The organism is Antricoccus suffuscus (assembly GCF_003003235.1).
Lineage (GTDB): Bacteria > Actinomycetota > Actinomycetes > Mycobacteriales > Antricoccaceae > Antricoccus > Antricoccus suffuscus.
Genome location: NZ_PVUE01000002.1, coordinates 101266 through 125338 on the forward strand (window position 1 = coordinate 101266; position 24073 = coordinate 125338).

Sequence of the window (24073 nt, forward strand, 5' to 3'; positions counted from 1 at the left end):
GTGTCGAAACCGGCGCGCGCAGGTGGTTAGAACCGGGCTGCGGAGGACTCGAAGGTGAAGGTGCGCCGGCCGATTCGTACCTGGGTGCCCGGGCTCAGCACGAACGTCTGGCGCGGCGCCAGGCGGGTCCAGCCTTTCTGTTCCGGTCCTGCTACGAAGGTCCCATTCGCCGAACCGCGGTCGATCAGCTGAACGTCCCACTCCTCCAGTCGAATCTCGGCGTGGACCCGCGACAGCGCCCCGCTGGTGTCATCCACCCGGATCGGCCGGTGATGACCCGACTGCACTTCGGTGGAGACCTCCGGACTGCGACCGAGGATGTAGTTGTCGTCGAGTACGAATGTCGATCCGGCGTCGAGGACGAGCAGCCCAAGGGGTGGGCGCCGTTCGTGCACCAGCACCCCGGTGAGCTGGTCCATGCGGATGCCGCACACCGCGCAGAAGGACACTCGCGGATCGTTGAGGTGGTTTCGCGAGCACTTGAAGCCTCGGACGTATGCCCCGGGTCGTGATTTGACTCCCTCGTCCGCCTCGGCCTGTCGCTCTCGTTGACTCTGCTGCGCCCGCGGCGCGGCGACAGGTAATGGTTCACGCGGTTCGACCGGACGCCCGCCCGCGATCCGTTCGGAGAGCTTCGGAGGTGTCGGTGGTGACGACGGCGCGGATTCGCGCGGTGCTGGCAATGAGGACGGCGCAGGCGGACCAATGGTCACCGCGCCGCCGGCGGTGATCCCGGCTTGGAAGCTAGCCCAGTCGGGGATACCCGGCATCGGCGTCGTCACGCTGCTGAGGTCGAGGTCGCCGCCTGCCAAAAGCAGCGCGTCGGTCCGTGACGGCAGCATCCGGTCGACTGCGAAGGCGGCCTCGCGGCCGCTAATCGTCGTGCCGGGTCCGCCGCCCGCAGGGATGCGGGTGACCGCGACGTTGCCATGCAGGAAAAGCGCGATACCGTCCGCGGTCGCGGCCACGGTTCCGAAGTCCGGGGCGGAGTCAGCGCGTCCCAGCCAGGTCGAGAGTTGTCGAGCCACGCCCGATCCTGGCGCCTGCGGCGCGGTTCCGGATGCGGTGCGAATTAACTCCAGCAGCTCGTTCACACTCGGCTGATCGGTGTCGTGGTCAATCTTGATGAACGCGACGAGGCCGGGCAGGCGGGCAATGAGGTCGCTACCTGCGTGCACCACCGCGCGGATATCGTCAAAGTTCTCGCTCACACCAACCGACCTCCGCGGAACCGCCAACGGATGAAAGGTATCCGCATCGGACCGTTGACGGTCAGCCAGATGACAACCCAGGTTGTTGCGAAATCGATGACAAACGCCCAGCCGCCGATGCCGTCGACTCCGGGAACCAGCCCGGCGGCAATCAGGAACCAGATCAGAACGCCCTCGTTGATGCCGTTGAGAAGGCCAAACGGTGTTGGCCAGTCCTTCTCCCATCGGAACTGCTGAAGTGCGTGGTAGATCAGCTCCCAGACGACTCCGAGCACGGTCACGGTGAGCAGGATGATGAAGGTGATCTGGTAGCTCGCCCCGACGCCGACCCCCGTGGGAAGCAGCGGTGTGATGATCAGCGTCCAGAGTGCGCCGATGACGAGGGTGACGAAGATGCGAGTCTGAATGCGCCCGCTCAGAGTCGGTGTCATGATCGGCTCCTAGATCTTCTTGTTTCTCGCCCACAGCCACCACTGGCTGATGGAGCGAAGCGGACCGAGCTTTTTGCAGAAGCCGATCTTGCTGAGATCGTCGGCGATCTCCTGAGCCGCGATCTGGAGCCCCAGAAATGTGTCGATTCCGGGGAACGGACCGCCGAGAGTCGAGCTTCCCGACGCATACAGTCGCCCGGGTCGGCTTCGGGTTCCAATCACCTCGAACGCGGCAGTGACGTCCAACCGGTCCTTCGGGTTGCGGCCCGCACCGCCATGATCGAGCAGATCGGCCAGCACGCGGCTCTCGCGAATGTCGGCCTCGAGGCCCGTGCAGTCGATGACGAAGTCGGCGTACTCCTCGAACTGCCCCTGTGCGGTCGTCAATGTGGTGATGACCCCACCGCGGGTGCCAGCGGGGCGAAGATGCTCGACTTTGCCTTGCACCGTGCGGTACCACCCGCCCTTGCGGCCCCGGCTCAACTGCTTCTGCCAGTTGCGGCGGTACGGCGTGTTGGTACCGCCCATGTCCTCGTAGGCCTGGGCGCGCTCGGCGCCCTCGAGCCGTGCGATCTTGTATTTGAGCTGTCCGCCCCAGACGGATTTCGGATAGTTGAAACCTTGGTAAGCCCAGCCGTGAGAGCCTGGGCGGCGGTTGAAGATGTTCTTCCCATGCGGTCCGGCGTAATACGTGCGAAAAACGTGCACGATCTCGGTCTGAAGGCCCAGGTTGTCTCGGTCGTCGATGAGTCGCTGGAGGACTCGTGAGGCGACGATGCCGCCGCCGCGGATGAGGACTCGTCCGGGACGGATCGCGAGCTGCTTATAGACGTGCTCGTGTGGTTCGTAGGCGTTGACGACTTTCGACGGGTCGCGATGCTCTTCGCGGTAACGCTGCAGATCGGACAGTAGCCGCAGCCCGGGGTAGCCGATTGCAATGTGCGCGTAAAGACTGCGGAATGCGATTCGTTTCGTCCTTGTCGCGCCTGCCGGTGGAGTGAGGATGGTGTAGTAGCCGCCTTCGTTACGGCGTCGCACCATGCGCACTTGTCCCTTATAGGTGCGATCGCGCAGTCCGATCCGGTCGAACTCCTTCTCCATCGCACTGAATACATGGCCCGCCCGCGGCGTGTAGTAGTCGCGCAGAATCGGCTCGGTAAGGATGTTCCAGAGAGGGTCCAGGAAACCCTTGAGGCTCTTGGCGGTGAATGCCTCCCGCACGGCGTACGACGGAAAGCCCCAGATGTTGTCCGGGCAGGACGCGGAGTCTGAGCGCAGCCGCTCACCGCGAGGGACCTGCGATACGCGCGTCAGGTACTCATAGCTCTGCCATGGCACGTCAAGGCCACTCAGCACGGCAATCGATGTCGCCGGTACGCCGTAGATGCGCAGATAGTCGGCGGTCACGAACGAGCCGATCCCGCCTCCCACCGTGACGAACGGGACGTCGATCACCGGGATGCCCGCCCGCGCGACCATCTCATCGGTCCAGATGTCTGTGTCGATCAACTCCGAGTTCAGATCGCCGGGCTGCGTCGCGGCCGGCGCGCGAGAAGACGCTTCCGATGACGGTCTGTGGGGCGGCCGAGGTGGCGCAGCCACCGGTCCGGTTCTCGCTACTGGTGTGACCGGCTGATCGGACAGGTCGTCGTGTTCGTACCGCATACCAAACCCCCCGGGCCATAACGCAAACGGTCGATCACGAATGATTTTGAACGTTTGACCACGGTTTAACAAGCCCGTCACACGTAATGGGGGGCGACGCGGCACCGCGCCGTGAGGATCCGGTTCGTTAGAAGAGCCGGGCAGTGGGGTCGGTCAGCCCGCGTAGTTCGTCGTAGTCGGTGGTCACGCAGGTAATTCCGCGGTCTTCGGCGAGAGTCTTCGCCTGTGGCTTGACGACGTTGCCGGCTAGTACGCCGCGCACCGGTGCGATTTTCGACGAACGGTTCAGCAGGTCGAGGTAGCGAGTGAGCTGCTCGACCGCCGAAATCTCGACGACGCGTTTCACCTCGATCGCCACCGTGCCCACGTCCTCGCGGGCAAGGATGTCGACCGGACCGATCGGTGTCGGGTATTCGCGCCGGACCAGGCGAAGTCCCGCTCCGATGACATCGAGATGGTCGGCCAGCAAGGCTTGCAGGTGCGCCTCGACGCCGTCCTTCATCAGGCCGGGATCGACGCCCAAATGATGCGTCGAGTCACTGAGAATTTCCTCGATGCGGATGACCAGCGTCTCGCCGGCCTTGTTCTTCACCGTCCACTCGCCGTCGCGCTCGATGAGCGTGCATGGCGGTGACATCCAGTTCAGCGGTTTGTAGGAGCCGCCGTCGGAATGGACGAGCACCGAGCCATCGGCCTTGACCATCAGCAACCTGGTCGCCTTAGGTAAGTGGGCACTCAACCGCCCGGCGTAGTCGACCTCGCACGTAGCGATCACCATTCTCACGAGGGTCGACGCTACCAAAGACCGGCACTTCCGGCGCAATGCAAACCGACCAGAACTCTGCGAAGATTGACAGGTCGATCACGGCCATCAGCTTGGGAGACGTATGAGCACCTTTACCAGCCTCAATCCGGCCAGTGGGGACACGATCGCGTCGTTCCCGATTATGGACGAGCGGTCCGTGCACACCGTCGTCGAGGACGCCCGTGAAGCCGGCGGATGGTGGGCCCAGCTGGGGTACGCCGAGCGCAAGGCGCGGTTGCTCAAGTGGCGCACGATTATCGTCTCGCGGATGGATGAGCTCGCCGAACTGATGCACCGCGAAGGTGGCAAGCCGCTCGACGACGCACTCCTCGAGATCACCCTCACTGTCGAGCACATCGACTGGGCCGCAAAGCATGCCGCGCGGGTCCTCGGTCGCAAGGCGGTCTCACCGGGTCTGCTGCTGTCCAACCATGGTGCCTCGGTACGCCGCGTGCCATACGGCGTGATCGGCGTCATCGGTCCCTGGAACTACCCGCTGTTCACTCCAATGGGTTCGATTGCTTATGCGCTCGCGGCCGGCAATGCCGTCGTATTCAAGCCGAGCGAGTTCACGCCGGCGGTGGGGCAGTGGATCACCGAGTCCTTCGGCGAGGTCGTACCGGAACGCCCCGTCCTTCAACTGATCACCGGTTTCGGCGACACCGGGGCCGCGTTGTGTGCGTCGGGCGTCGACAAGCTCGCATTCACCGGCTCGAGCACGACGGGGCAAAAGGTCATGGCGACCTGTGCGCAGAGCCTGACTCCGGTGCTCGTCGAGTGCGGCGGCAAGGACGTCATGATCGTCGATCATGACGCTGACATCGAGGCCGCGGCGCAGGCGGCCGTTTGGGGCGGCATGGCTAACGCCGGTCAGACGTGCATCGGCACCGAACGGGTCTACGCACACGCCAAGGTGTATGACGAGGTGCTCGGGCGGATCAGCGCGATCGCGAGGGATCTGTCGGCGGGCAGCGGGCCGGATGCGTCGTACGGTCCGATGACCATGCCGAGCCAGCTCGACGTAATCCGCCGCCATGTCGACGATGCGCTCACTCGAGGCGGCACGGCAACCGTCGGCGGCCGCGAGTCGATCAAGGACCCGTACGTCGAACCGGTCGTGCTCAGCGGCGTACCGGAGGACAGCGCGGCGGTGCAGGAGGAGACGTTCGGGCCGGTGCTCATCGTCAACAAGGTCGCCGACATCGACGAGGCGATCGAGCGCGCCAACGCTACGCCCTACGGCTTGGCCGCGGCGGTCTTCTCCCGCGCTCGCGGCGAGGAAATCGTGGCGCGGCTGCGATGCGGTATGGCCTCGATCAACTCGGTGATCTCCTTTGCGGGAATCCCGGCGTTGCCGTTCGGTGGGGTCGGGGCGTCTGGATTTGGACGGATCCACGGCGAGGACGGGCTCCGGGAGTTCGCCCGCACGCAATCGGTAGCCAAGCTGCGCATCCCGATTCCGTTGGTGCTCACCAGCTTCGCCCGACCGAAGTGGGCGGTGAAGTTTACCGCGGGTGCGGTACGCCGACGTTTTCGCGGCTAGCGCGGCGGAGGCGTTTCGGGGCACAGACTAGGATCGCTGAAACGGTCAACCAAAGTCTTGGGAGTATTTCGTGGCGCGTGAGTTCGCAGTAGTGGGCGTGGTCGGCATCGGCACGATGGGTGCCGGCATCGCCGAGGTAATGGCTCGGTCCGGGATTCGCGTCATCGCGTACGAGCGCGACGAAGTCGGGCTCAAGCGCGGCCGCGGACACATCGAGCACTCGACCGGACGCGCGCTAGCGCGCGGCAAGGTCAGCGAAGACGAGCGCGACAAGATCATCGGGCTCGTCAACCTGACGACCAACTTCGATGATCTCGCCGAGTGCGAGCTGGTGATCGAGGCCGTCCCCGAGCGTATGGACATCAAGCTCGACATCTTCCAGCGGCTCGACAAGATCTGTCCACGCGACACGATCCTCGCGACCAACACATCCTCGCTGTCGGTGACCGAGCTGGGGGTTGCCACCGGGCGTCCGAGCAAGGTAGTCGGCATGCACTTCTTCAACCCAGCGCCGGTCATGAAGCTGGTCGAGGTCATCTCGACCGTCGTCACCGACCGCAGCGTCGTGGAGGACGTCGAGGCGCTCGCGAAGCAGATCGACAAGACGGACGTGACCGTGTCAGACCGCGCAGGCTTCATAGCCAATGCGCTGCTGTTTGGTTATCTCAACCACGCAGTCGGTATGTACCAAGACAACTACGCCAGCCGCGAGGACATCGACGCGGCGATGCGCTTCGGCTGCGGGCTGCCCATGGGCCCACTCGCGCTGATGGATCTGATCGGCTTGGATACGGCGTACGAGATCCTCGACACGATGTACAAGCAGGGCCGCAACCGGATGCACGCGCCGCGGCCGATCATTCGCCAGATGATGACCGCCGGACTCAAGGGCCGCAAGTCCGGTCGCGGTTTCTACACCTATGACCGCCCAGGCTCGCCGGTTGTCGTCCCGGATCGGCTCACCCCGGCCGCGGACGACGCCACAGCTACGCCGGCGATCTCGCCCGGATCACTCAAGATCGGCGTCGTGGGGTCTGGCACCATGGCCACCGGCATCGTGGAGGTCTTCGCGAAGTCCGGCTTCGACGTCACCTACGTCGCGCGTAGCGAGGAGAAGGTTGCCACGGTACAGGCGGGCATCTCCAAGTCGTTGGAAAAGGCGGTCCAGCGCGGCAAACTTGCCGAGGCCGATCGCGACAAGGCCCTCGCAGGCATCCGGGGTACGACGCGGCTGGACGACCTCGCCGACCGCGATCTTGTCGTCGAAGCGATCATCGAAGATCTGACGGTCAAGCAGGCACTGTTCTCCAACCTGGACGAGATCGTCGGCCCGGACGCCATTCTCGCCACGACAACCTCGAGCTTGCCAGTCATCGAGATGGCCACACACACCGATCGTCCGTCGAAGGTGATCGGCCTGCACTTCTTCAACCCGGCCCCGGTCATGAAGCTCGTCGAGGTCGTCAACACTGTCAGCACCGACGACGCGACGATCGCCACGTCGACCGCGCTCGTGCACGCGATCGGCAAGCACCCGGTCAACTGCGCCGACCGCGCCGGCTTCATCGTCAACGCGCTGCTGTTCCCGTACCTCAATGATGCGGTGAAGATGCTCGAGGGCCACTACGCAACCTCCGACGACATCGATGCGGCCATGAAGGTTGGCTGCGGCTACCCGATGGGGCCATTCGAACTCCTTGACGTTGTCGGGCTTGACGTGTCGCTGGCGATCGAGCGCACACTCTATTTGGAGTTCCGCGAGTCGGGGATGGCTCCGGCACCACTTCTTGAGCACCTGGTGACGGCCGGATACCTCGGTCGTAAGACCCGCAAGGGCTTCCGCGACTACCGCTAACCGCCATGAGTGATTTCCTCGCGACCATGGTTGAGTCGGCGACATCGTCGGCCGCGGACGGCTGGTTCTGTAGCAAGTCCGCCGCCGGCGATATGACGACTCGGCCGTGGTCCGAGGTGCACGAAGAAGCCCGTCGCTGCGCGCATGCGTTGCAATCGGCTGGCGTGCGCAATGGCTCGGCCGTCGCGCTGCTGATCGGCGCGCCGCGCGAGGTCGCGGTCGTCGCCCAGGCCGTGTGGTTGTGCGGGGCGAGCGTCACTATGCTGCACCAGCCGACGCCGCGCACCGACCTGCGTCGGTACGCCGCGGAGACAATCGGAGTGCTCGCGATGATCGGCGCCGAGGTTGTCGTGGTGGGCGAGCCGTTCGCGACGCTTGCGGACAGTTTCGGTAACGCCGCGCCCGGAGGCGGCATACGCGCGCTTACCGTCGATCGTCTGTGCGCCAATACAACGGGCCTCAATGTCGATCCCGACACGGTGCCGGAGTCCGCGTACGCCGTGCTGCAGTTGACATCTGGATCGACCTCGAAGCCCAAGGCTGTGCGCATCTCGCACCGCAGCTTGATGGAAAACATGCGCGCCATGGTCGACCGAAGTGAGTTCGGCCCGGACGATGTGATGGTCTCGTGGCTGCCGGTCTTTCACGACATGGGCATGATCGGCTTCTTGACCGTGCCGATGACCTTCGGTTTCAAGCTCGTCAAGGTAACGCCGGCGGACTTTCTCGCTACACCGTTGCTCTGGATGCAGCTCATCAGCGACTACGAGGCATCTGTAACGGCCGCGCCCAACTTCGCCTACTCGCTCGTCGCTCGGGCGCTGGACAAGGCCGGACCGCTCGACCTGCACCGCCTCCGGATCGCGATGAACGGTGCGGAGCCAATTGATCCGCGCGCCGTAAAGGCGTTCGTCGATGCCGGCGCCAGGCACGGCGTAGATCCCGCCGCCGTACTTCCGGCGTACGGCATGGCAGAGGCCTCGCTGGCGGTGTCCTTCTCGAAACCCGGGATCGGCGCTCGCACCGACGTTGTCGACGCGCACGCCCTAGGTGAGCGGAGGCAGGCTGTTCCCGCGACCGAGCAGACTGAGCGGACAGCGACCTTCGTGATGCTGGGCGAGCCGCTCGACGGCATCGAAGTAAGTGTGCGCGACGACGAAGGGCACTCCCTGGGCGAGCGTGAAGTCGGCGTGCTGCACATCAGGGGAACAGCCATCACCGACAGTTATCTGACGACCGGCGGGCCGCAGAGCACGAAAGACGCCGACGGTTGGCTCGACACCGGGGACGAGGGCTACCTCGTCGCGCGCCAGATCGTGGTGTGCGGCCGACGCAAAGACTTGATCATATTGGCCGGACGAAACATCTACCCGACCGACGTAGAGCGCATCGCCGAGGATGCCGACGGAGTGCGCGCGGGCAACACCGTTGCCGTTCGGTGGGGTGACAACCAGTTGCGCGAGGCGTTCGCGATTGGCGTGGAGTCGCGCGAGGCAGGCGATCTTGAGGCAGAACGACGGATCGTGCATGATGTGACGACCATGGTCGTCGAGCGTCTTAGCGCCCGGCCTGCGGTCGTCGTCGTACTGCCGATCGGGGCGCTTCCCAAGACCCCTTCGGGCAAGATCCAGCGGCTGATTGCGCATTCGGTCATTCGCGCTGCCCTTGAGAAACGCCGCGGCGCAGGTGGCGATCGTGGGGCGTCGTAACCGTCCCAAACGTGCCGTCGCACCACCACTCCGGCTGGGCGACAGCGGCTCGATCGAGGAATGGATGGGGGACTCTTGGCGAGTGCGGCGCATGAGCGGGAGCTCGGCAGTCAAGACCTATCGTTGCCCGGGCTGTGACCAGACGATCCCGATCGGGCTCGCGCACGTCGTGGTGTGGCCGGTGGACGACACATCGGTTTTCGACCGTCGCCACTGGCACGCGGCCTGCTGGCAGTCGCGGGATCGGCGTACGCCGGGCGTGCAACGCAGCCGCAACGCGCCGCGCTATGGTCGTGATCGTTGACGTGAGGAGAGCACATGCGCTACCAGCCACTCGGTGACTCAGGCTTGCAGGTGTCCGTGGTCGGGCTGGGCTGCAACAACTTCGGCCGCGACTCGGATCTGGAGATGACCCGCGGCGTGGTCGATGCGGCCATCGACGCGGGGATCACGCTGTTCGACACGGCCGACATCTACGGCGCGACGCGCGGCGCCAGTGAGCAGCTGCTCGGCCAAGTGCTCGGCAAACGCCGCGACGACATCGTGCTGGCCACGAAGTTCGGCATGAATATGGAGGGTGCCAACGGACCGGACTGGGGTGCCCGCGGATCGCGGCGCTATATCCGCAAAGCGATCGAAGCCTCGCTGCGCAGGCTCGACACCGACTGGATAGACCTCTACCAGTACCACCAGCCAGATGGTGTCACTCCGGTCGAGGAAACCCTTGGGGCGCTTGATGAGTTAATCGCCGAAGGCAAGGTGCGCTACATCGGCAGCTCCAATTTCGCTAGCTGGCAGGTGGTCGAGGCAGATTTCCTGGCTCGAGATGCCGGCGCCAATCGCTTCATCAGTGCGCAAAACCACTACAGCCTGATCCAACCCGAAGCCGAGGCCGAGCTTGCGCCCGCTTGTGAGGCGTACGGCGTCGGAATTCTGCCGTTCTACCCGCTCGCCAACGGTTTGTTGACCGGTAAACATCGCCGGGGTGAACCTCCCGTGGCAGACAGTCGGATTGCGAAGCGGCGTACCGATCTGCATGAAGGTGCCGACTGGGACTTGATCGAACGGCTTGAGTCCTTTGCCCAAGACAGCGGGCATACGCTCGTCGAACTCGCGATAGCCGGTCTTGCCGAACAACCGGCCGTGTCCAGCGTGATCGCTGGGGCGCGCACGGCAGACCAAGTCAAGGCCAACGCCGCGGCCGGCGAATGGGACCTAACGGCGGCGGAAGTTGCCGAGCTTGAATCGCTCAGAACACCTCCCGTATAAGCGAAGTAGCTAATCGTGGCAGATGGAGAGACGGGCATCCTTCGCGTTGTAAGTTTCAACATTCGCTATGGAACCGCGCGCGACGGGCTACACAGTTGGCCTCTTCGGCGGCGGGGTGTGCGCGAGTTGATGCGCACCCTCGGCTACGACGCGTGCGGTTTGCAAGAGGTCATGAACCAGCAGAGGGAATATCTTGCCGCCGGCCTACATGATGACGACTGGTATGGAGTTGGCCGAACGGACGGGTTTCACGAAGGTGAGCAAGCGCCACTGGTAGTGCGGCGAGCCGCCATCGACGTCGATGACTGGTCGACGAAGTGGCTTGCTGAGGACCCTGACTCCGTTGGTTCGAGAGGCTGGGACGCGAAGATCCCAAGGGTGGCGACGGTAGTGCGTGGGCGTCACCTTGCCAGTGGTGGGGACGTCGGCATCATCAACACGCATTTCGATCATCGAGGCGCCAGGGCGCAGCACGAGTCCGCGCGGCTCATCGCCGATATCGTCCGGCTGGACGCGTCGCGTCGCTGGTTGGTGATGGGCGACTTCAACGTCGGTATCGGTGCACCGGCGCTTACCGCGCTTCGCGAAGCCGGCCTGCGCAGCGCCCTGCCGTCGTCCGCCGGCGGCACATTTCACGGGTGGTCGGGAGCAACCGACCGGCAGCGCATCGATCACATCTTCATCGGTCCCGGATGGACGGTCGTGCGCAGTGGAATTCGCCTCGACCGGCCGTGGGGAATTTTGCCTAGTGACCATTGGCCGGTCTTTGCCGACCTGCGGCCGTCGTGAGTGAGCGCCCAGGCTCAGCGGCGGCGCAGTCCGCGGGCCTTCACAGTGCTCAGTTGCACGGTCCGTTCGGACGCGGGTATGTCTTCATCCGGGATCCGTGAGCCGATCGACGGTAGCTTCGGCTGTGCTTCATCTTCCGAGGGCTCTTCGTCGGCGTCAGTGGCCGCGTCCACGCCATCCGGCGCGCCGGTTTCGGTGCTCTCGTCGGCGCTCGTGGTCTCGTCGAGCACCGGCGTCTCGCTAGCGACCGCCTCGTCGCCGGCCTCGGCAATCACGTCGGCCGGCTTGGCGTCGGGCTCGATGGCCTCGTCGGCAGTGTGCTCGTCGGCGATTGCGTCTTCGGACTCATCGCCTGCGGCGGTGTCGATTGGGGCTGGCTCGTCCGCGGCCGGGGATGTGCTCGGCTCGATATCGGCACCGGTCCCGCTGGCCGCCTCCCGCTCACGCTGTTCGGTCAGCTCGCGAGGCGGCAGGGGATCGGGGTACTCGGCAAGATTGGCCGGAACCTGGGCGACGATGGTGCGAATTTCCGCCAGGTGCGCGGCGACAGATGCTCGCACCGTCTTGATGTGGTGTACCTCCGCCTCGGCATTGGCGATCAGCGTCGCGGAGCGATCTTGCGCGGTGGTGACGAGGTTGTGCGCGGTCTCCTTCGCCACCCGTAGCCGGTTGTCGGCTTCGGCGCGCGAGTTGCGGTCGCGTTCAGTCTCGATCCGCTGCGCCTCGGTACGACGCTCGCGCAGTGCGATCTCGAAGTCTTCGTCGGCCTGTGCCCGGGTGCTCTCGGAGTGCGCGACCAGAGCGGCGATCTCCTCGTTCGTCGAGGTGCGCAACTGCTGCGCTTCGTCCTTAGCCTTGGTCAGGTGGTCGTCGGCTTCGCGATGGCGGTCCTCGGTGTGCTTCGCGGCCTCGGACTTGGCCTCGCCAAGAACGCGGTCGGCCTCGGCGCGCGCTTCGGCCAGTGCCTGCTCAGAGGCGGCGATCGACGTGGTGTTGTATTCGTCGGCTTCGGCCTTGAGGCCCTCGGCGTTGGCCCGGATCTCGTCCGCATCGGCGGTGGCCGCCCGGCGGATCTCGGCTGCCTCCTCTTCGGCCAACCGCAGCATCGACGCGATGCGCTCACCCATCGACTCGAAGGTCGGAGCCTGTGCGTTACGCAGTTTGCTGTTGAGCGTCGTCACGTCGCTCGAAGCCTGTTCGAGTTGCACATGCAGGTCGTTAGCGCGCGAAATCGCCTGGTCGCGCTCGCTGACGACGGTCCGTAGGTCGTCTTCGAGTCGACCGATTGCGTCTTGGACCTGATTGCGGTCGTAGCCGCGCATGACTACGTCAAAGCCGATAGGAGGAGCGCCTAGAGGGATGAGATCTTGGGGGTTGTCCGAGTTCATATTGGCTGCCTTAACGCACGAGAAGGTGGTACCTGAGCAACCATTAGTCTAGTTGCCCAGGCAGCATTCACTCTATGGTCCAGCGCGGCGGGTCCGCCAAAAGATTCCTAAAGGTTGCGGAATCTGTTCAGTTTGTCGTAAACCGCATCTCGTTTGTCCGGATCACTGACGCCGAGACCTTCCTCGGGGGCCAGGCACAGTACGCCGACCTTGCCCTGATGGAGGTTTTGCTGGACCTCCGAAGCGGCTTCTGCGGCGTTCTCCAGCGAGAAGGTCTTGGACAGCGTGGGGTGCACGAGGCCGCGGTCGATGAGCCGGTTGGCCTCCCAGGCTTCGCGATAGTTGGCGAAGTGCGAGCCGACGATGCGCTTGAGGTTCATCCAGAGGTAGCGGTTGTCATACTCGTGCAGGAAACCAGAGGTAGACGCGCAGGTCACGATGGTCCCGCCCTTTCTGGCGACGAAGACGCTGGCGCCGAAGGTCTCCCGTCCGGGGTGCTCGAACACGATGTCGGGGTCGTCGCCGCCGGTCAGTTCGCGGATCTTGGCGCCTAACCGGCGCCATTCGCTTTGGTCTTGAGTCGACTCGTTCTTCCAGAACTTGTAGCCTTCGGCATTACGGTCGATGACGAGCTCGGCACCCATCTTGTGGCAGATCTCGGCCTTTTGCGGGCTGGAGACGACGCACACGGGGATGGCGCCACCGTTCAGTGCCATTTGGGTCGCGTACGAGCCGAGGCCACCGGAGGCGCCCCAGATCAGGACGACGTCGCCTTGTTTCATGGCCGCGCCGTTCTTGGACACCAGCTGGCGGTACGCCGTGGAGTTGACGAGGCCGGGGCTGGCCGCTTCTTCCCAGGTGAGGTGCTTCGGCTTGGGCATCAACTGGTTGGATTTGACCAGGGCCATGTGCGCGAGCCCGCCGAAGTTGGTCTCGAAACCCCAGATCCGCTGCTGCGGGTCGAGCATGGTGTCGTTGTGCCCTTGCGGGTCCTCGAGCTCCACGGAGAGGCAGTGCGCGACGACTTCGTCTCCGGGCTTCCATTTCGAGACACCGGGCCCCACGCGCAGGACGACGCCGGAGAGGTCCGAGCCGACGATGTGGTACGGCAGGTCGTGCCTTTTAGCCAGCTCACTGGTCTTGCCGTAGCGCTTCAGAAAGCTGAACGTCGACAGCGGCTCGAAGATCGAGGTCCACACGGTGTTGTAGTTGACTGAGCTCGCCATGACCGCGATCTGCGCTTCACCGGGGCCGAGTTCCGGGGTGGCGACCTCCTGGAGGTGGAGACTCTTGCGCGGATCCTTGTCCTTGCTGGCCAGCCCGTCGAACATGTGCTGGTCCTCTTCGCGTACGACAACTGCTTGGTAGGAGTCGGGGACGGGGAGGTTGGCGATGTCTGCGCGATCGCCGTTCAAGATTGCGTCGAGTATCTGTTTCATGCTCGCTCCGAAGGCTCAGGACGAAGAAGTACGTCTGTGGAAAAGGCAGGGTGCGACGAGACCGGTTTGGGGTTGCGCCTGGTCCGTCGGCGAGCCCTGGGTGGTGGGTCGCTGAGTCGAGGGATCCGCCAGCCCGCAGGATCGCGCGGTGCTATCGGCTCGGTAGTCATCCGGCACGCCATTTCAGCGGTGAAGGGACCGAGGAAATCCTACTTTGTGGAGAGAGCGATGTTACTGGCGGGTACGTCGCGGGACACCTGCCGCGGCGTAAATGCCCTGGTGGCCGGCGGCGTGAACGCCTAGTGGCTGGTGGCGCCGATGTTCTAGTGGTCGGTGTCCTTGGCCTTCTCGACTAGCTCGACGAGTACGCCGCCGGCATCCTTAGGGTGCACGAAGTTAATCCGGGAGTTAGCGGTTCCCCGACGGGCTTCGGGATAGAGCAGCCGCAGTCCCCGCTCGCGCAACGTTTCGCTGACCGCATCGACGTCGGTGACGGTGTAGGCGAGCTGCTGCAGTCCGGGTCCGGACTTCTCCAAGAACTTCGCGATCGTGGACGACTCGTTGAGTGGCGCGAGCAGCTGCAGGCACGAGCCGGAGCCGCCGACCGCGAGCATCGCCTCGCGAACGCCCTGCTCTTCGTTGGTCTCCTCATGGACGACCTCCATGTCGAAGGCCTTGCGGTAGAACTCGATCGCTTCGTCAAGGTCTGCGACGGCGATTCCGACATGGTCGATTTGGGTGAACACGAGGGTGACTCCTTGGTGGGTTATCGCGTGGAGGACCGGCGGCGGAATGCCAGAGGCCGATCCCAGGTTTATCCTTAAGATACTTAGTCCCTAAGGTACTTAGAGCTTAGGGACGCCGCCAATTAGATCGGCGCCACCGCCTAGTCAAGGTAACCCCGCGCCAATCACATAACCAACCGCAGAATCACCAGCAGCCAAAATCACCAACAGGCAAACAATCAGGGCGCATGTCGCGTATCGCGACAGCCCAAGGAGGATGTTCATCGTGGCTACTCAGTCAACCGCACCCGGGTCCGTCATCGTCAGCGGCGCCCGCACCCCGATGGGCCGCCTACTCGGGTCGCTCAAGGACTTCTCCGGCGCGCAGCTCGGCGGCGTGGCGATCAAGGCGGCTCTTGAGCGCGCAGGCATCACCGGTGACCAGGTCGACTACGTCATCATGGGCCAGGTCCTGCAGGCCGGCGCGGGCCAGATCCCGTCTCGTCAGGCATCCGTCGCCGCAGGCATTCCGATGGATGTCCCGTCGCTCACGATCAACAAGGTGTGTCTGTCGGGTCTGGACGCGATTGCGCTTGCCGACCAGTTGATCCGCGCAGGCGAGTTCGACATCGTCGTTGCCGGCGGCATGGAGTCGATGACGAACGCTCCGCACCTGCTTCCCAAGTCGCGCAGCGGTTTCAAGTACGGCGCGATTGAGATGGTCGATGCCATGGCGTACGACGGGCTTACCGACGCCTTCGACCAGATCTCGATGGGCGAGTCAACCGAGCACCACAACTCCGGGCTCAACATCACCCGCGAGGAGCAGGACGAGCTAGCGGCCCGGTCCCATCAGCGCGCCGCGACGGCGACCGAGGAAGGCCGGTTCGCCGACGAAATCACGCCGGTGTTCATCCCGCAGCGCAAAGGCGACCCGATCGAGTTCACCACCGACGAAGGCATCCGCGGTGAGACCACGACCGAGTCCTTGGGCAAGTTGCGCCCGGCGTTCACGAAAGACGGCACCATCACTGCGGGCACGGCTTCGCAGATCTCCGACGGGGCGTGCGCCGTCGTTGTGATGAGCCGCGCTAAGGCCGAGGAGCTTGGCATCGAGGTACTCGCCGAGATCGGCGCGCACGGCAATGTCGCCGGCCCAGACAACTCGCTCCAGTCGCAGCCCGCCAACGCGATCAACCACGCACTCAAAAAGGCCGGCAAGTCGGTTGGGGACCTTGACCTGATCGAGATCAACGAGGCCTTTGCGGCGGTAGGCGTGCAGTCAATGCGCGATCTCGGTGTCGACGCGACCAACGTCAACGTCGACGGCGGCGCGATCGCCCTCGGTCACCCGATCGGGATGTCCGGCGCCCGGCTCGTACTCCACTTGATCTTCGCACTGCGCAGCCGTGGCGGCGGCCTGGGCGCGGCGGCGCTGTGTGGCGGCGGCGGTCAGGGCGATGCGCTGCTCGTCTCCGTTCCCGCTGCTAAGTAGCAGGCGTGGCAGTTGGCAAAGGCCGTGGTGCGGACGTCGGTGATCTGGTTGCCCGCGCCAGGGACGGGCAAGCGCGCGCCGTCGCCAGGCTGATCTCGCTGGTTGAGGACGCGAGTCCAAGACTTCGCGAAGTCGCCGCGGCACTCGCGCCGCACGTCGGGCACGCCCAAATCATTGGACTCACCGGTTCGCCCGGCGTGGGCAAGTCGACCTCCACATCGGCGCTGGTCCGTGCATATCGGGCCCGCGGCAAGCGCGTCGCGGTGCTCGCCGTCGATCCGTCCTCGCCGTTCTCGGGCGGTGCCCTGCTGGGCGACCGGGTGCGGATGCAGGATCACGCGACCGATGCGGGCGTCTTCATCCGGTCGATGTCTTCGCGAGGTCACCTTGGCGGACTGTCGTGGGCGACTCCACAGGCGCTACGCGTCCTCGATGGCGCCGGCTTCGACGTCATCCTCGTCGAGACGGTCGGTGTCGGTCAGGCCGAAGTGAAAGTCGCCTCCGCGGCAGACACGACGCTTGTCTTGCTGGCACCCGGAATGGGTGACGGCATCCAGGCGGCCAAGGCCGGGATCCTAGAGATAGCGGACATCTTCGTCGTCAACAAAGCAGACCGAGACGGCGCGGACACCACCGTCCGGGATCTGCGCAACATGCTCGGCCTGGGCGGCAGGCACTCGGACGCTGGTGCCTGGAGGCCGTCGATCGTCAAGACCGTTGCCGCGAAGGAGCAAGGGGTCGACGAGCTCATCGAGGAGATCGATAAGCATCGCGCATGGATGGAGTCGAAGGGGGTCCTTCAGACACGCCGCAAGGACCGCGCTCTTGATGAGATCGAGGCAATTGCGGTCGCTAGCCTCCGTGAGCGGATGGGCGACGTGCACGGAGTCGCCTCGCTCAGCCAGCTAGCCTCGGACGTCGTCTCGGGCGACACCGATCCGTACGTAGCGGCCGACACGATCGTCAAGGAGATGGGCCACTAGCGTCCCGTCCGGCTACTTCTTGTTGTCGAGAGCGTCGAGAAACTTGTCGACGAGTGTCGTCGACTTGTCGAGCGCCGTTTTGTTGCTGTCGGGCTTGTAGGCGTAGATGTTCAGTAGCGCGACGACGTTAGCGCGGTAGGCGACGACGGCGAGGATGGTCGAGTCTTCTTTGTCGCCGCCATTGCTCGGGGTGTACACGGACTCGGTGTGAATTGCGTAGCCCTGCCAAGCGCCGTGTGAATAGTCCTGTTCCTTGTTCTTCGACTTGATCGTGTACGCGGTGTCGCCGGAACCGCCGTCCGAGTTATCGGTGTCCTTGCAGTTCTTCATGTCCGATATTGCGTTATCGGCGAGGGACGTTGCCGCCTTCTTGTCCGGGAGCGCGTAGACGTTGACACCGAAGTCGCCGCGCTCGGCGTTGAACGGTAAGGATCCTTTAGCGGTGTAGCCCTTGGCGTACGGCTCGACGCCCTTGATCGAGTCCGTTGCCGGATACTTCTCACCGGAACAGAAGTACATCCACTTTGTCTGGAAATCGTCTGGTTCGGTGGTGTTACTGCCGAAGAAATTGGCCTTCGGTACCCGCTCGTTGATCGATGCCTGCGTTAGCTTCTCGACTTTGGGCGGGGTAGCGGTCGCGTCCTTGATCACCGTCGTACATCCGCTGGCGAGAACGATGACCGCCACCGCTATCGCCGACATTGCTGCAACGGCCTTCTTCATGGGAGGTCCACTTTCTTGTTGTCCGACCCGAGATGGGCGTCGATTTTCTGATCTGCGCGATACGACGTTCGTGGTACGGCGTTGGGTTGCATCTCGAGGATAATAAATCCACCTCGTAGGCTAGGCGAGTGACCGAACCCACCGCCCTTCCGTTTGATCCGATCGAACGGGCCGCATTGCTATGGACCAAGTCCTGGGGGGACGCTCGCCGTATGCGCCTGGCGACGTCTGTGATGCGCGCTCAGCAGATCCTCATCGCTCGGTACGACGAGGTCTTGCGTGAGTACGGACTGACCTTCGCCCGATTCGAAGCGCTCGTGCTGCTGAAGTTCTCCAGCACCGGAGCACTGCCGATGAAGATTATCGGAGATCGGCTCCAGGTGCACGCCACCAGCGTGACCAATACCGTGGACCGCCTCGCCGCCGCCGGCCTGGTCGATCGCCGCAAGAATCCGCGTGACGGTCGCGGCGTACTCGCGGTGATCACCGACCGTGGCCGGGAGGTCGTTGAAAACGCGGCCGCGGCGCTGACCGCGATCGACTTCGCCCTACTTGACCTCACTGACGACCAGGTCGACCAGGTGAGTGCGGTGCTGACGGACCTTCGGGCGGCCAACGGAGACTTCCGGGGTTCCGACTCCGAGTGAGCGGGATTACGAAAGCTACAGGTCTGGTGGTCTGTGCAACAGTTACTAGGACGTCCTACTATTAGGGGCAGACCCGATATTACGTCGCCACATCTCGATCGCGCCCTGCAAGATCGCGAGACGATCCGATTGGACGGACACAGTCATGACGAGTGAATCCACCCCCGCCGCAGCCGATGCCATCACGCCAGCCGCCGGTACGCCGTCTGGTCGCGATCGCTGGCAGGCACGGTTTGACAGCGCCGTCGACAAGGGGCGCGTCACCGAGCGTGACTACACGACATTGTCCGGCGTCGAGGTGGATCCGGTCTATGGGCCGGCCGACGAGAGCAGCGTGCCGGACTTCGAGCGGATCGGTTGGCCGGGAGAGTTTCCATTCACCCGCGGCCTGCACGCGACCGGCTACCGCGGCAAGCCGTGGACGATCCGTCAGTTCGCCGGATTCGGCAACGCCCAGCAGACCAACGAGCGCTACAAGATGATTCTCGGCGCGGGCGGCGGTGGCCTGTCGGTGGCCTTCGATATGCCAACCCTGATGGGCCGTGACTCCGATGAAGACTTGTCGCTCGGTGAGGTCGGGCACTGCGGTGTCGCCATTGATAGCGCCGCCGACATGGAAGTGCTCTTCGACGACATCAAGCTCGACGACGTCACCACCTCGATGACGATCTCGGGCCCCGCCGTACCGGTGTTCTGCATGTACCTTGTCGCTGCCGAACGCCAGGGCGTCGATATCAGCAAGCTCGATGGCACCTTGCAGACGGACATCTTCAAGGAGTACATCGCACAGAAGGAATGGCTGTTCGAGCCGGAGCCACATCTGCGGCTGATCGGCGACCTCATGGAGTACTGCGTCAACGAGATCCCCGCGTACAAGCCGCTTTCCGTTTCCGGCTACCACATCCGGGAAGCCGGATCGACGGCCGCTCAGGAGCTGGCTTACACGCTTGCGGACGGATTCGGTTACGTAGAGCTCGGCCTCTCGAGGGGACTCGACATCGAGACCTTTGCGCCGGGCCTGTCGTTCTTCTTCGATGCGCATCTGGACTTCTTCGAGGAGATCGCGAAGTTCCGTGCGGCCCGGCGGATTTGGGCGCGCTGGCTGCGTGACAAGTACGGCGCAAAGACCGATCGTGCACAGTGGCTGCGGTTCCACACGCAGACCGCGGGCGTCTCGCTCACGGCGCAGCAGCCGGACAACAACATCGTGCGTACTGCGATCGAGGCGCTGTCCGCCGTACTCGGTGGCACCAACTCGCTGCACACTAACGCGCTAGACGAGGTCCTAGCACTGCCGAGCGACAAGGCCGCGCAAATTGCGCTGCGCACTCAGCAGGTCATCATGGAAGAGACCGGCGTGATCAACGTGGCCGACCCACTGGGTGGCTCGTGGTACGTCGAGGCGCTCACCGACGAAATCGAGGCCGAGGCGGAGAAGATCTTCGCGCACATCATCGAACTCGGCGGTGGTGAGAAGGCCGACCACAAGGTCGGTCCGATGACCTCAGGGATCTTGCGCGGTATCGAGGACGGCTGGTTTATGTCCGAAATCGCCGACGCGGCCTTCATCTACCAAAACGCGCTGGAAAAGGGCGAGAAGCGCGTTGTGGGCGTCAATGTACTGACAGACAACGGCGAGACCGACGAACTGGAGATCCTTCGGGTCAGCCATGAAGTCGAGGTCGAACAGCGCCGGGTGCTGGCCGAGCGCAAGGCGGCGCGCGACGACGGGCTGGTTAAGTCCCGTATCGCCGCGATGGTCGAGGTCGGCCGGTCCGACGGCAACATGATCCCGGCCATGCTCGACGCGGTACGCGCCGAGGCGACGCTGGGCGAGATCTGCAACGCGCTGCGCGACGAGTGGGGGATCTACCGGGAGCCGGCCCGCTTCTAAGACTCCACCGCGGGACGTCATTCGAGCTGGCTGCTCTATGGCCGCCTGAGTGCATGGCGTCCTGTGGTTTCATGCGTCGATCCAGTGTGCTTTAGTTGCGGACATGGCGACTATAGAGACGATGTTGAGCACCGAGGGCTATCTTTCAGAACTCGCTCGAATGCAGGGCGAGTTTGCGGAAATCCTCGGATCGGCCGACCTGGACCTCCCCGTGCGTAGTTGTGGCGACTGGACGCTGCGCGACCTCGGCGTACATCTTGGTGGTGTATACAGCTGGAGCCGCCAGATCGTCGAGGGCGCGGGACCCAAGGTCGACCGGGAGGTTCCGATCGAGGGGCAGTCTCTCGATCAGTGGTTCACCCAGATGGCCGGCGCCGTACATCAGGTGCTCACTGACACCGACCCCGAGCAGGCGTCCTGGACGCTCGACCAGTCCCGCTCGGTGGGCTTCTGGATTCGGCGGCAGGCCCACGAAAGTGCGGTGCATCTGTATGACGCGCAGGATGCAATCGGTGAGCCGCAGCCATTTTCGCCGGTCCTCGCGGCGGACAACGTCTCTGAGGTGTTTGACGTGATGCTGCCGCGGATGCGCCGTGAGCCGGCCGATCAGCTGTCCGCGCCAATCGCCTTCGCGGCCGCAGACAGTGGGCAGAAGTGGCTGCTGAGCGCCGATTCGGACCGGTTCGACGTACAGGTCGGAACCATTAACGGCGCCGCAGTGACCGTCACAGCCGACGTAGCCGATCTCGCGCTGGGCCTGTGGGAGCGGATCGACCGTGATGCAAAATGGCGCATCCAAGGGGACGGCAAACTCGCCGAGGAGTTCCTCAGCGCGCGGCTGACTCCTTAGGCGCGAGGCGGGGTCGTGCACGAATCGCGCTCCAGTGAAACAATCGACGCGTGACTAGACCACAGAACACATCTCAAGCAGCCCTGTCGGCGGCCCTGTCCGGAGCAGTCGACCTCAGTGCGTTGAAGGCACGCGCCGATGCCTCTCGCAACGCGCCGGCAACGCCAGACGGTCAGCAGCCGGCTGGCCCGCGTGAAGCTGCGGCGCCGGCGGCGGCCAACGCCTCGCCGTACATCATCGACGTTACCGAGGAGACGTTTCAGGCCGATGTCGTCGAGCGGTCGATGCAGGCCCCGGTCGTGCTCGACCTATGGGCGACCTGGTGTGAACCGTGCAAGCAGCTCAGCCCGATCCTCGAGCGGCTCGCAGTTGAAGGCGAGGGGTCCTGGATTCTTGCCAAGGTGGACGTCGACCAGAACCAACGGATAGCGCAGGGCCTCGGCGTACAAGGAATCCCCGCAATCAAGGCGATCTTCCAGGGTCAGATGATCGCCGAGTTCAACGGCGTACAGCCCGAGGACAAAGTGCGCGAGTTCCTCAAGGCGATCGTCGAGGCCGCCGGGGGAGCCCTTCCGGCCGGTGCCGAACCACCCGAGGACCCGCGACTTGCACAGGCTGAAGATGCCGTCGCGGCCGGTGACTTCGACGGCGCGAAGACGATCTATGAGCAACTGCTCGCCGAGGATCCCAAGCACCCGTTTGCCGCCGATGCTCTGCGCCAGGTCAACCTGATGCAGCGCGTGGAGCAGTCCGGCGGGACGGACTTCGACAAGGCGGTGGCCGCTGCCGACGGTGCGCCCGGCGATGTCGAGCTGCAGTGCACGGCCGCCGATCTCGAGGTCGCGAACGGAGTCTACGAGGCGGCGTTTAACCGGCTGTTGCACGTCGTACGCACCGGCGACGACGACACGAAGGACCGCGCGCGCGGCCGGCTAATCGAACTGTTCGCGATCGTTGGCGACGCCGAGCCGGCGGTGCGAACGGCCCGACAAAACCTGGCTTCGGCATTGTTCTAATCGTCGAGTGGCATCGCTGTCGTTTTACGGACTGTGGCCGGTCCAACGATTAGGCTGACATAATTCGCTGCCTGGGCGCGTAGACTAGGAGGATTCCACCGAGAGGTAATCCTGTGTGCGGCATCGCCGTAGTTCACGACCTGACCACCGAAAATCGTCCCGGAATACTTGCTGAGACTGGCATGCGCATGCTGACCCGGCTCGAGCATCGAGGGCCTGACGGGACCGGTATGCGTGCCGTCGGTCGCTCGTGGCTCGGCCACGCGAGACTGTCGATCGTCGACCTCAAAGGCGGCGACCAGCCGATCGGGAAAACCGACGAGTCCCACTGGGTTGTCTGCAATGGGGAAATCTACAACCACGAAGACCTACGCGACCAGTCCTCGGTGACCTACGGGACGCGATCGGACAGCGAGGCAGCGCTGCACGCGGCGACCGATGGCGCGACCGCGATCGCCGATTTACATGGGATGTTTGCGTTCTGCGTGGCCGGTGAAGATGGCAGTATCGTCGCAGCGCGCGACCGGCTCGGCATCAAGCCGCTCTATTGGGCCAAGTACGACGGCCTCGTCGCGTTCGCATCTGAGCTCCAGGCGTTCGACCCGCATTGGCGGCCGCACGTCGAGGCGTTCCCGCCCGGGTACATGTGGACTCCGCAGGACGGGCTGGTGCAGTACGGCGAGATCGAGTCGGTCACCCGTCAGTACGCCACTCGTGAGGAGGCGCACGAGGCCATTCGCGAGGCAGTCATTACCGGTGTACGGCGCCGGATGATGTCCGACGTACCACTCGGAGTGTTCCTATCCGGCGGCCTCGACTCGAGTCTCGTCGCGGCCATTCTCGCGCGTGAGGCAGAGGGGCGCGAGGTTCATTCGTTTGCCGCCGGCACCGCCAACAGCTCCGACCTGGCGGCGGCCAGGATCGTTGCCGACCATCTCGGACTGGTGCACCACGAACGGATCTACACCGCGGACGAGGTTATCGACGTACTGCCCACCGTGGTGGAGTCCATCGAGTCCTTCGAGCCGTCGCTCGTGCGCAGCGCAGTACCCAACTATCTGCTCGCCGAGGTCGCCGCCAAGACGGTGAAGGTCGTATTGACGGGCGAAGGCGCAGACGAGCTGTTCGCCGGCTACGACCACCTTCGCGAGATTGCCGACGCTGACGAGTTGCAAGCCGAGCTCATCCGCAGCGTTCGCGGGCTGCACAACCTCAACCTCCAACGCTGTGACCGCGTGACGATGGCGCACGGACTCGAGGCGCGTGTCCCGTTCCTCGACCTCGACCTGATCGAGGTCGCACAAAAGGTCCCGATCGAGTGGAAGCTTCCCGGCGAGCAAGGTCAGGAGAAGGCCATCCTGCGCGAGGCATTCGCCGGCTGGATTCCCGACGAGATTCTGTGGCGGCGGAAGGAACAGTTCGGCGACGGCAGCGGAACGGCCGACGTCATGACTCAACGCGCGGCCGACCTCGCACCCGACGCGGATTGGCGCACCGCCAGGGTTGCCGGTCTACCACCGGCGCGCAGTCGTGAGGAACTCGGCTACCAGCGGATCTTCGCCGCGCACCTCGACGGCGTACGAGCAAGCCGCGTTCTAGGCCGGTTCGCCACGGCCTGACGCGCGGGAGCGTCGAT

The 24073-nt window shown here is 64.3% G+C and carries 21 protein-coding genes; 13 read left to right on the forward strand and 8 right to left on the reverse strand.

Annotated elements, in window-relative coordinates:
* Positions 1-26 precede the first annotated feature (26 nt).
* The 4 genes from CLV47_RS03295 to nucS form a co-directional block, all read right to left on the reverse strand.
* Complete coding sequence (locus CLV47_RS03295; protein ID WP_106347580.1) at positions 27-1211, reverse strand: FHA domain-containing protein; 1185 nt, start codon at positions 1209-1211, stop codon at positions 27-29.
* Entirely contained in the window at positions 1208-1642 is a 435-nt protein-coding gene (locus CLV47_RS03300) for a hypothetical protein (protein WP_106347581.1), read from the reverse strand. The genes CLV47_RS03295 and CLV47_RS03300 overlap by 4 nt, the downstream gene beginning before the upstream one ends.
* 9 nt (positions 1643-1651) lie before the next feature.
* Positions 1652-3151, reverse strand: coding sequence for an FAD/NAD(P)-binding protein (locus CLV47_RS03305; RefSeq protein ID WP_202862362.1), 1500 nt, complete (start codon positions 3149-3151; stop codon positions 1652-1654).
* A gap of 283 nt (positions 3152-3434) precedes the next feature.
* Complete coding sequence (gene nucS / locus CLV47_RS03310; RefSeq protein ID WP_272946777.1) at positions 3435-4085, reverse strand: endonuclease NucS; 651 nt, start codon at positions 4083-4085, stop codon at positions 3435-3437.
* A gap of 109 nt (positions 4086-4194) precedes the next feature.
* Here nucS and CLV47_RS03315 point away from each other — a divergent pair, with 109 nt between their 5' ends.
* From CLV47_RS03315 to CLV47_RS03340, 6 genes are all read left to right on the forward strand, one after another.
* A complete protein-coding gene (locus tag CLV47_RS03315) occupies positions 4195-5655 on the forward strand; it encodes an aldehyde dehydrogenase family protein (RefSeq protein ID WP_106347583.1) in 1461 nt (486 codons plus the stop codon).
* A 70-nt stretch (positions 5656-5725) separates the two neighbouring features.
* A complete protein-coding gene (locus tag CLV47_RS03320; RefSeq protein ID WP_106347584.1) occupies positions 5726-7510 on the forward strand; it encodes a 3-hydroxyacyl-CoA dehydrogenase family protein in 1785 nt (594 codons plus the stop codon).
* 5 nt (positions 7511-7515) lie between these two features.
* On the forward strand, positions 7516-9219 hold the full coding sequence (locus tag CLV47_RS03325; protein WP_106347585.1) for a fatty acyl-AMP ligase: 1704 nt from the start codon (positions 7516-7518) through the stop codon (positions 9217-9219).
* A complete protein-coding gene (locus CLV47_RS03330; protein ID WP_106347898.1) occupies positions 9206-9523 on the forward strand; it encodes a hypothetical protein in 318 nt (105 codons plus the stop codon). Before CLV47_RS03325 ends, CLV47_RS03330 begins: the two co-directional genes overlap by 14 nt.
* A 14-nt stretch (positions 9524-9537) precedes the next feature.
* Positions 9538-10488 (forward strand): aldo/keto reductase, encoded by a 951-nt coding sequence (locus CLV47_RS03335; protein ID WP_106347586.1) that lies wholly within the window; start codon positions 9538-9540, stop codon positions 10486-10488.
* A gap of 15 nt (positions 10489-10503) precedes the next feature.
* The gene (locus tag CLV47_RS03340) at positions 10504-11277 is read left to right on the forward strand and encodes an endonuclease/exonuclease/phosphatase family protein (protein WP_170110941.1); all 774 of its coding nucleotides are present in this window, start codon (positions 10504-10506) and stop codon (positions 11275-11277) included.
* A gap of 14 nt (positions 11278-11291) precedes the next feature.
* Here the strand turns inward: CLV47_RS03340 and CLV47_RS03345 are convergent, their stop codons facing one another.
* The 3 genes from CLV47_RS03345 to mce form a co-directional block, all read right to left on the reverse strand.
* On the reverse strand, positions 11292-12665 hold the full coding sequence (locus tag CLV47_RS03345; RefSeq protein WP_106347588.1) for a coiled-coil domain-containing protein: 1374 nt from the start codon (positions 12663-12665) through the stop codon (positions 11292-11294).
* Positions 12666-12772: 107 nt separating this feature from the next.
* Complete coding sequence (gene ccrA / locus CLV47_RS03350; RefSeq protein WP_106347589.1) at positions 12773-14104, reverse strand: crotonyl-CoA carboxylase/reductase; 1332 nt, start codon at positions 14102-14104, stop codon at positions 12773-12775.
* A gap of 323 nt (positions 14105-14427) precedes the next feature.
* Complete coding sequence (mce, locus tag CLV47_RS03355; protein WP_202862363.1) at positions 14428-14850, reverse strand: methylmalonyl-CoA epimerase; 423 nt, start codon at positions 14848-14850, stop codon at positions 14428-14430.
* Positions 14851-15115: 265 nt separating this feature from the next.
* Between mce and CLV47_RS03360 the strand changes: the two genes are divergently transcribed.
* Together CLV47_RS03360 and meaB are read left to right on the forward strand one after the other, a co-directional pair.
* Positions 15116-16324 (forward strand): acetyl-CoA C-acetyltransferase, encoded by a 1209-nt coding sequence (locus CLV47_RS03360; protein WP_238145196.1) that lies wholly within the window; start codon positions 15116-15118, stop codon positions 16322-16324.
* A gap of 5 nt (positions 16325-16329) precedes the next feature.
* On the forward strand, positions 16330-17307 hold the full coding sequence (gene meaB / locus CLV47_RS03365; RefSeq protein ID WP_106347592.1) for a methylmalonyl Co-A mutase-associated GTPase MeaB: 978 nt from the start codon (positions 16330-16332) through the stop codon (positions 17305-17307).
* Between the two features lie 12 nt (positions 17308-17319).
* Here the strand turns inward: meaB and CLV47_RS03370 are convergent, their stop codons facing one another.
* Positions 17320-18030 (reverse strand): hypothetical protein, encoded by a 711-nt coding sequence (locus CLV47_RS03370; RefSeq protein WP_106347593.1) that lies wholly within the window; start codon positions 18028-18030, stop codon positions 17320-17322.
* A gap of 128 nt (positions 18031-18158) precedes the next feature.
* On the opposite strand from CLV47_RS03370, the gene CLV47_RS03375 reads away from it, so the two are divergent.
* The 5 genes from CLV47_RS03375 to asnB all read left to right on the forward strand — a co-directional run bounded on the left by CLV47_RS03375 (position 18159) and on the right by asnB (position 24056).
* The gene (locus CLV47_RS03375; RefSeq protein ID WP_106347594.1) at positions 18159-18677 is read left to right on the forward strand and encodes a MarR family winged helix-turn-helix transcriptional regulator; all 519 of its coding nucleotides are present in this window, start codon (positions 18159-18161) and stop codon (positions 18675-18677) included.
* A gap of 145 nt (positions 18678-18822) precedes the next feature.
* Entirely contained in the window at positions 18823-20571 is a 1749-nt protein-coding gene (locus CLV47_RS03380; RefSeq protein ID WP_106347595.1) for a coenzyme B12-dependent isobutyryl-CoA mutase large subunit, read from the forward strand.
* Positions 20572-20674: 103 nt separating this feature from the next.
* Positions 20675-21421 carry a maleylpyruvate isomerase family mycothiol-dependent enzyme gene (locus CLV47_RS03385; protein WP_106347596.1) on the forward strand — a complete coding sequence of 249 codons (747 nt, stop codon included), beginning with the start codon at positions 20675-20677 and terminating at the stop codon, positions 21419-21421.
* A gap of 50 nt (positions 21422-21471) precedes the next feature.
* Entirely contained in the window at positions 21472-22437 is a 966-nt protein-coding gene (locus CLV47_RS03390; protein ID WP_238145197.1) for a tetratricopeptide repeat protein, read from the forward strand.
* 113 nt (positions 22438-22550) lie between these two features.
* Positions 22551-24056 (forward strand): asparagine synthase B, encoded by a 1506-nt coding sequence (gene asnB / locus CLV47_RS03395; protein ID WP_202862364.1) that lies wholly within the window; start codon positions 22551-22553, stop codon positions 24054-24056.
* The last annotated feature ends 17 nt before the right edge of the window (positions 24057-24073 follow it).

Bases quoted from the DNA above. Each gene is read 5' to 3' on its own strand.
- CLV47_RS03300 (WP_106347581.1), bottom strand. From the start codon at position 1,642: ATGACACCGACTCTGAGCGGGCGCATTCAGACTCGCATCTTCGTCACC.
- nucS (WP_272946777.1), bottom strand. From the start codon at position 4,085: ATGGTGATCGCTACGTGCGAGGTCGACTACGCCGGGCGGTTGAGTGCC.
- CLV47_RS03315 (WP_106347583.1), top strand. From the start codon at position 4,195: ATGAGCACCTTTACCAGCCTCAATCCGGCCAGTGGGGACACGATCGCG.
- CLV47_RS03325 (WP_106347585.1), top strand. From the start codon at position 7,516: ATGAGTGATTTCCTCGCGACCATGGTTGAGTCGGCGACATCGTCGGCC.
- CLV47_RS03335 (WP_106347586.1), top strand. From the start codon at position 9,538: ATGCGCTACCAGCCACTCGGTGACTCAGGCTTGCAGGTGTCCGTGGTC.
- CLV47_RS03345 (WP_106347588.1), bottom strand. From the start codon at position 12,665: ATGAACTCGGACAACCCCCAAGATCTCATCCCTCTAGGCGCTCCTCCT.
- ccrA (WP_106347589.1), bottom strand. From the start codon at position 14,104: ATGAAACAGATACTCGACGCAATCTTGAACGGCGATCGCGCAGACATC.
- CLV47_RS03370 (WP_106347593.1), bottom strand. From the start codon at position 18,030: ATGAAGAAGGCCGTTGCAGCAATGTCGGCGATAGCGGTGGCGGTCATC.
- CLV47_RS03380 (WP_106347595.1), top strand. From the start codon at position 18,823: ATGACGAGTGAATCCACCCCCGCCGCAGCCGATGCCATCACGCCAGCC.
- CLV47_RS03385 (WP_106347596.1), top strand. From the start codon at position 20,675: ATGGCGACTATAGAGACGATGTTGAGCACCGAGGGCTATCTTTCAGAA.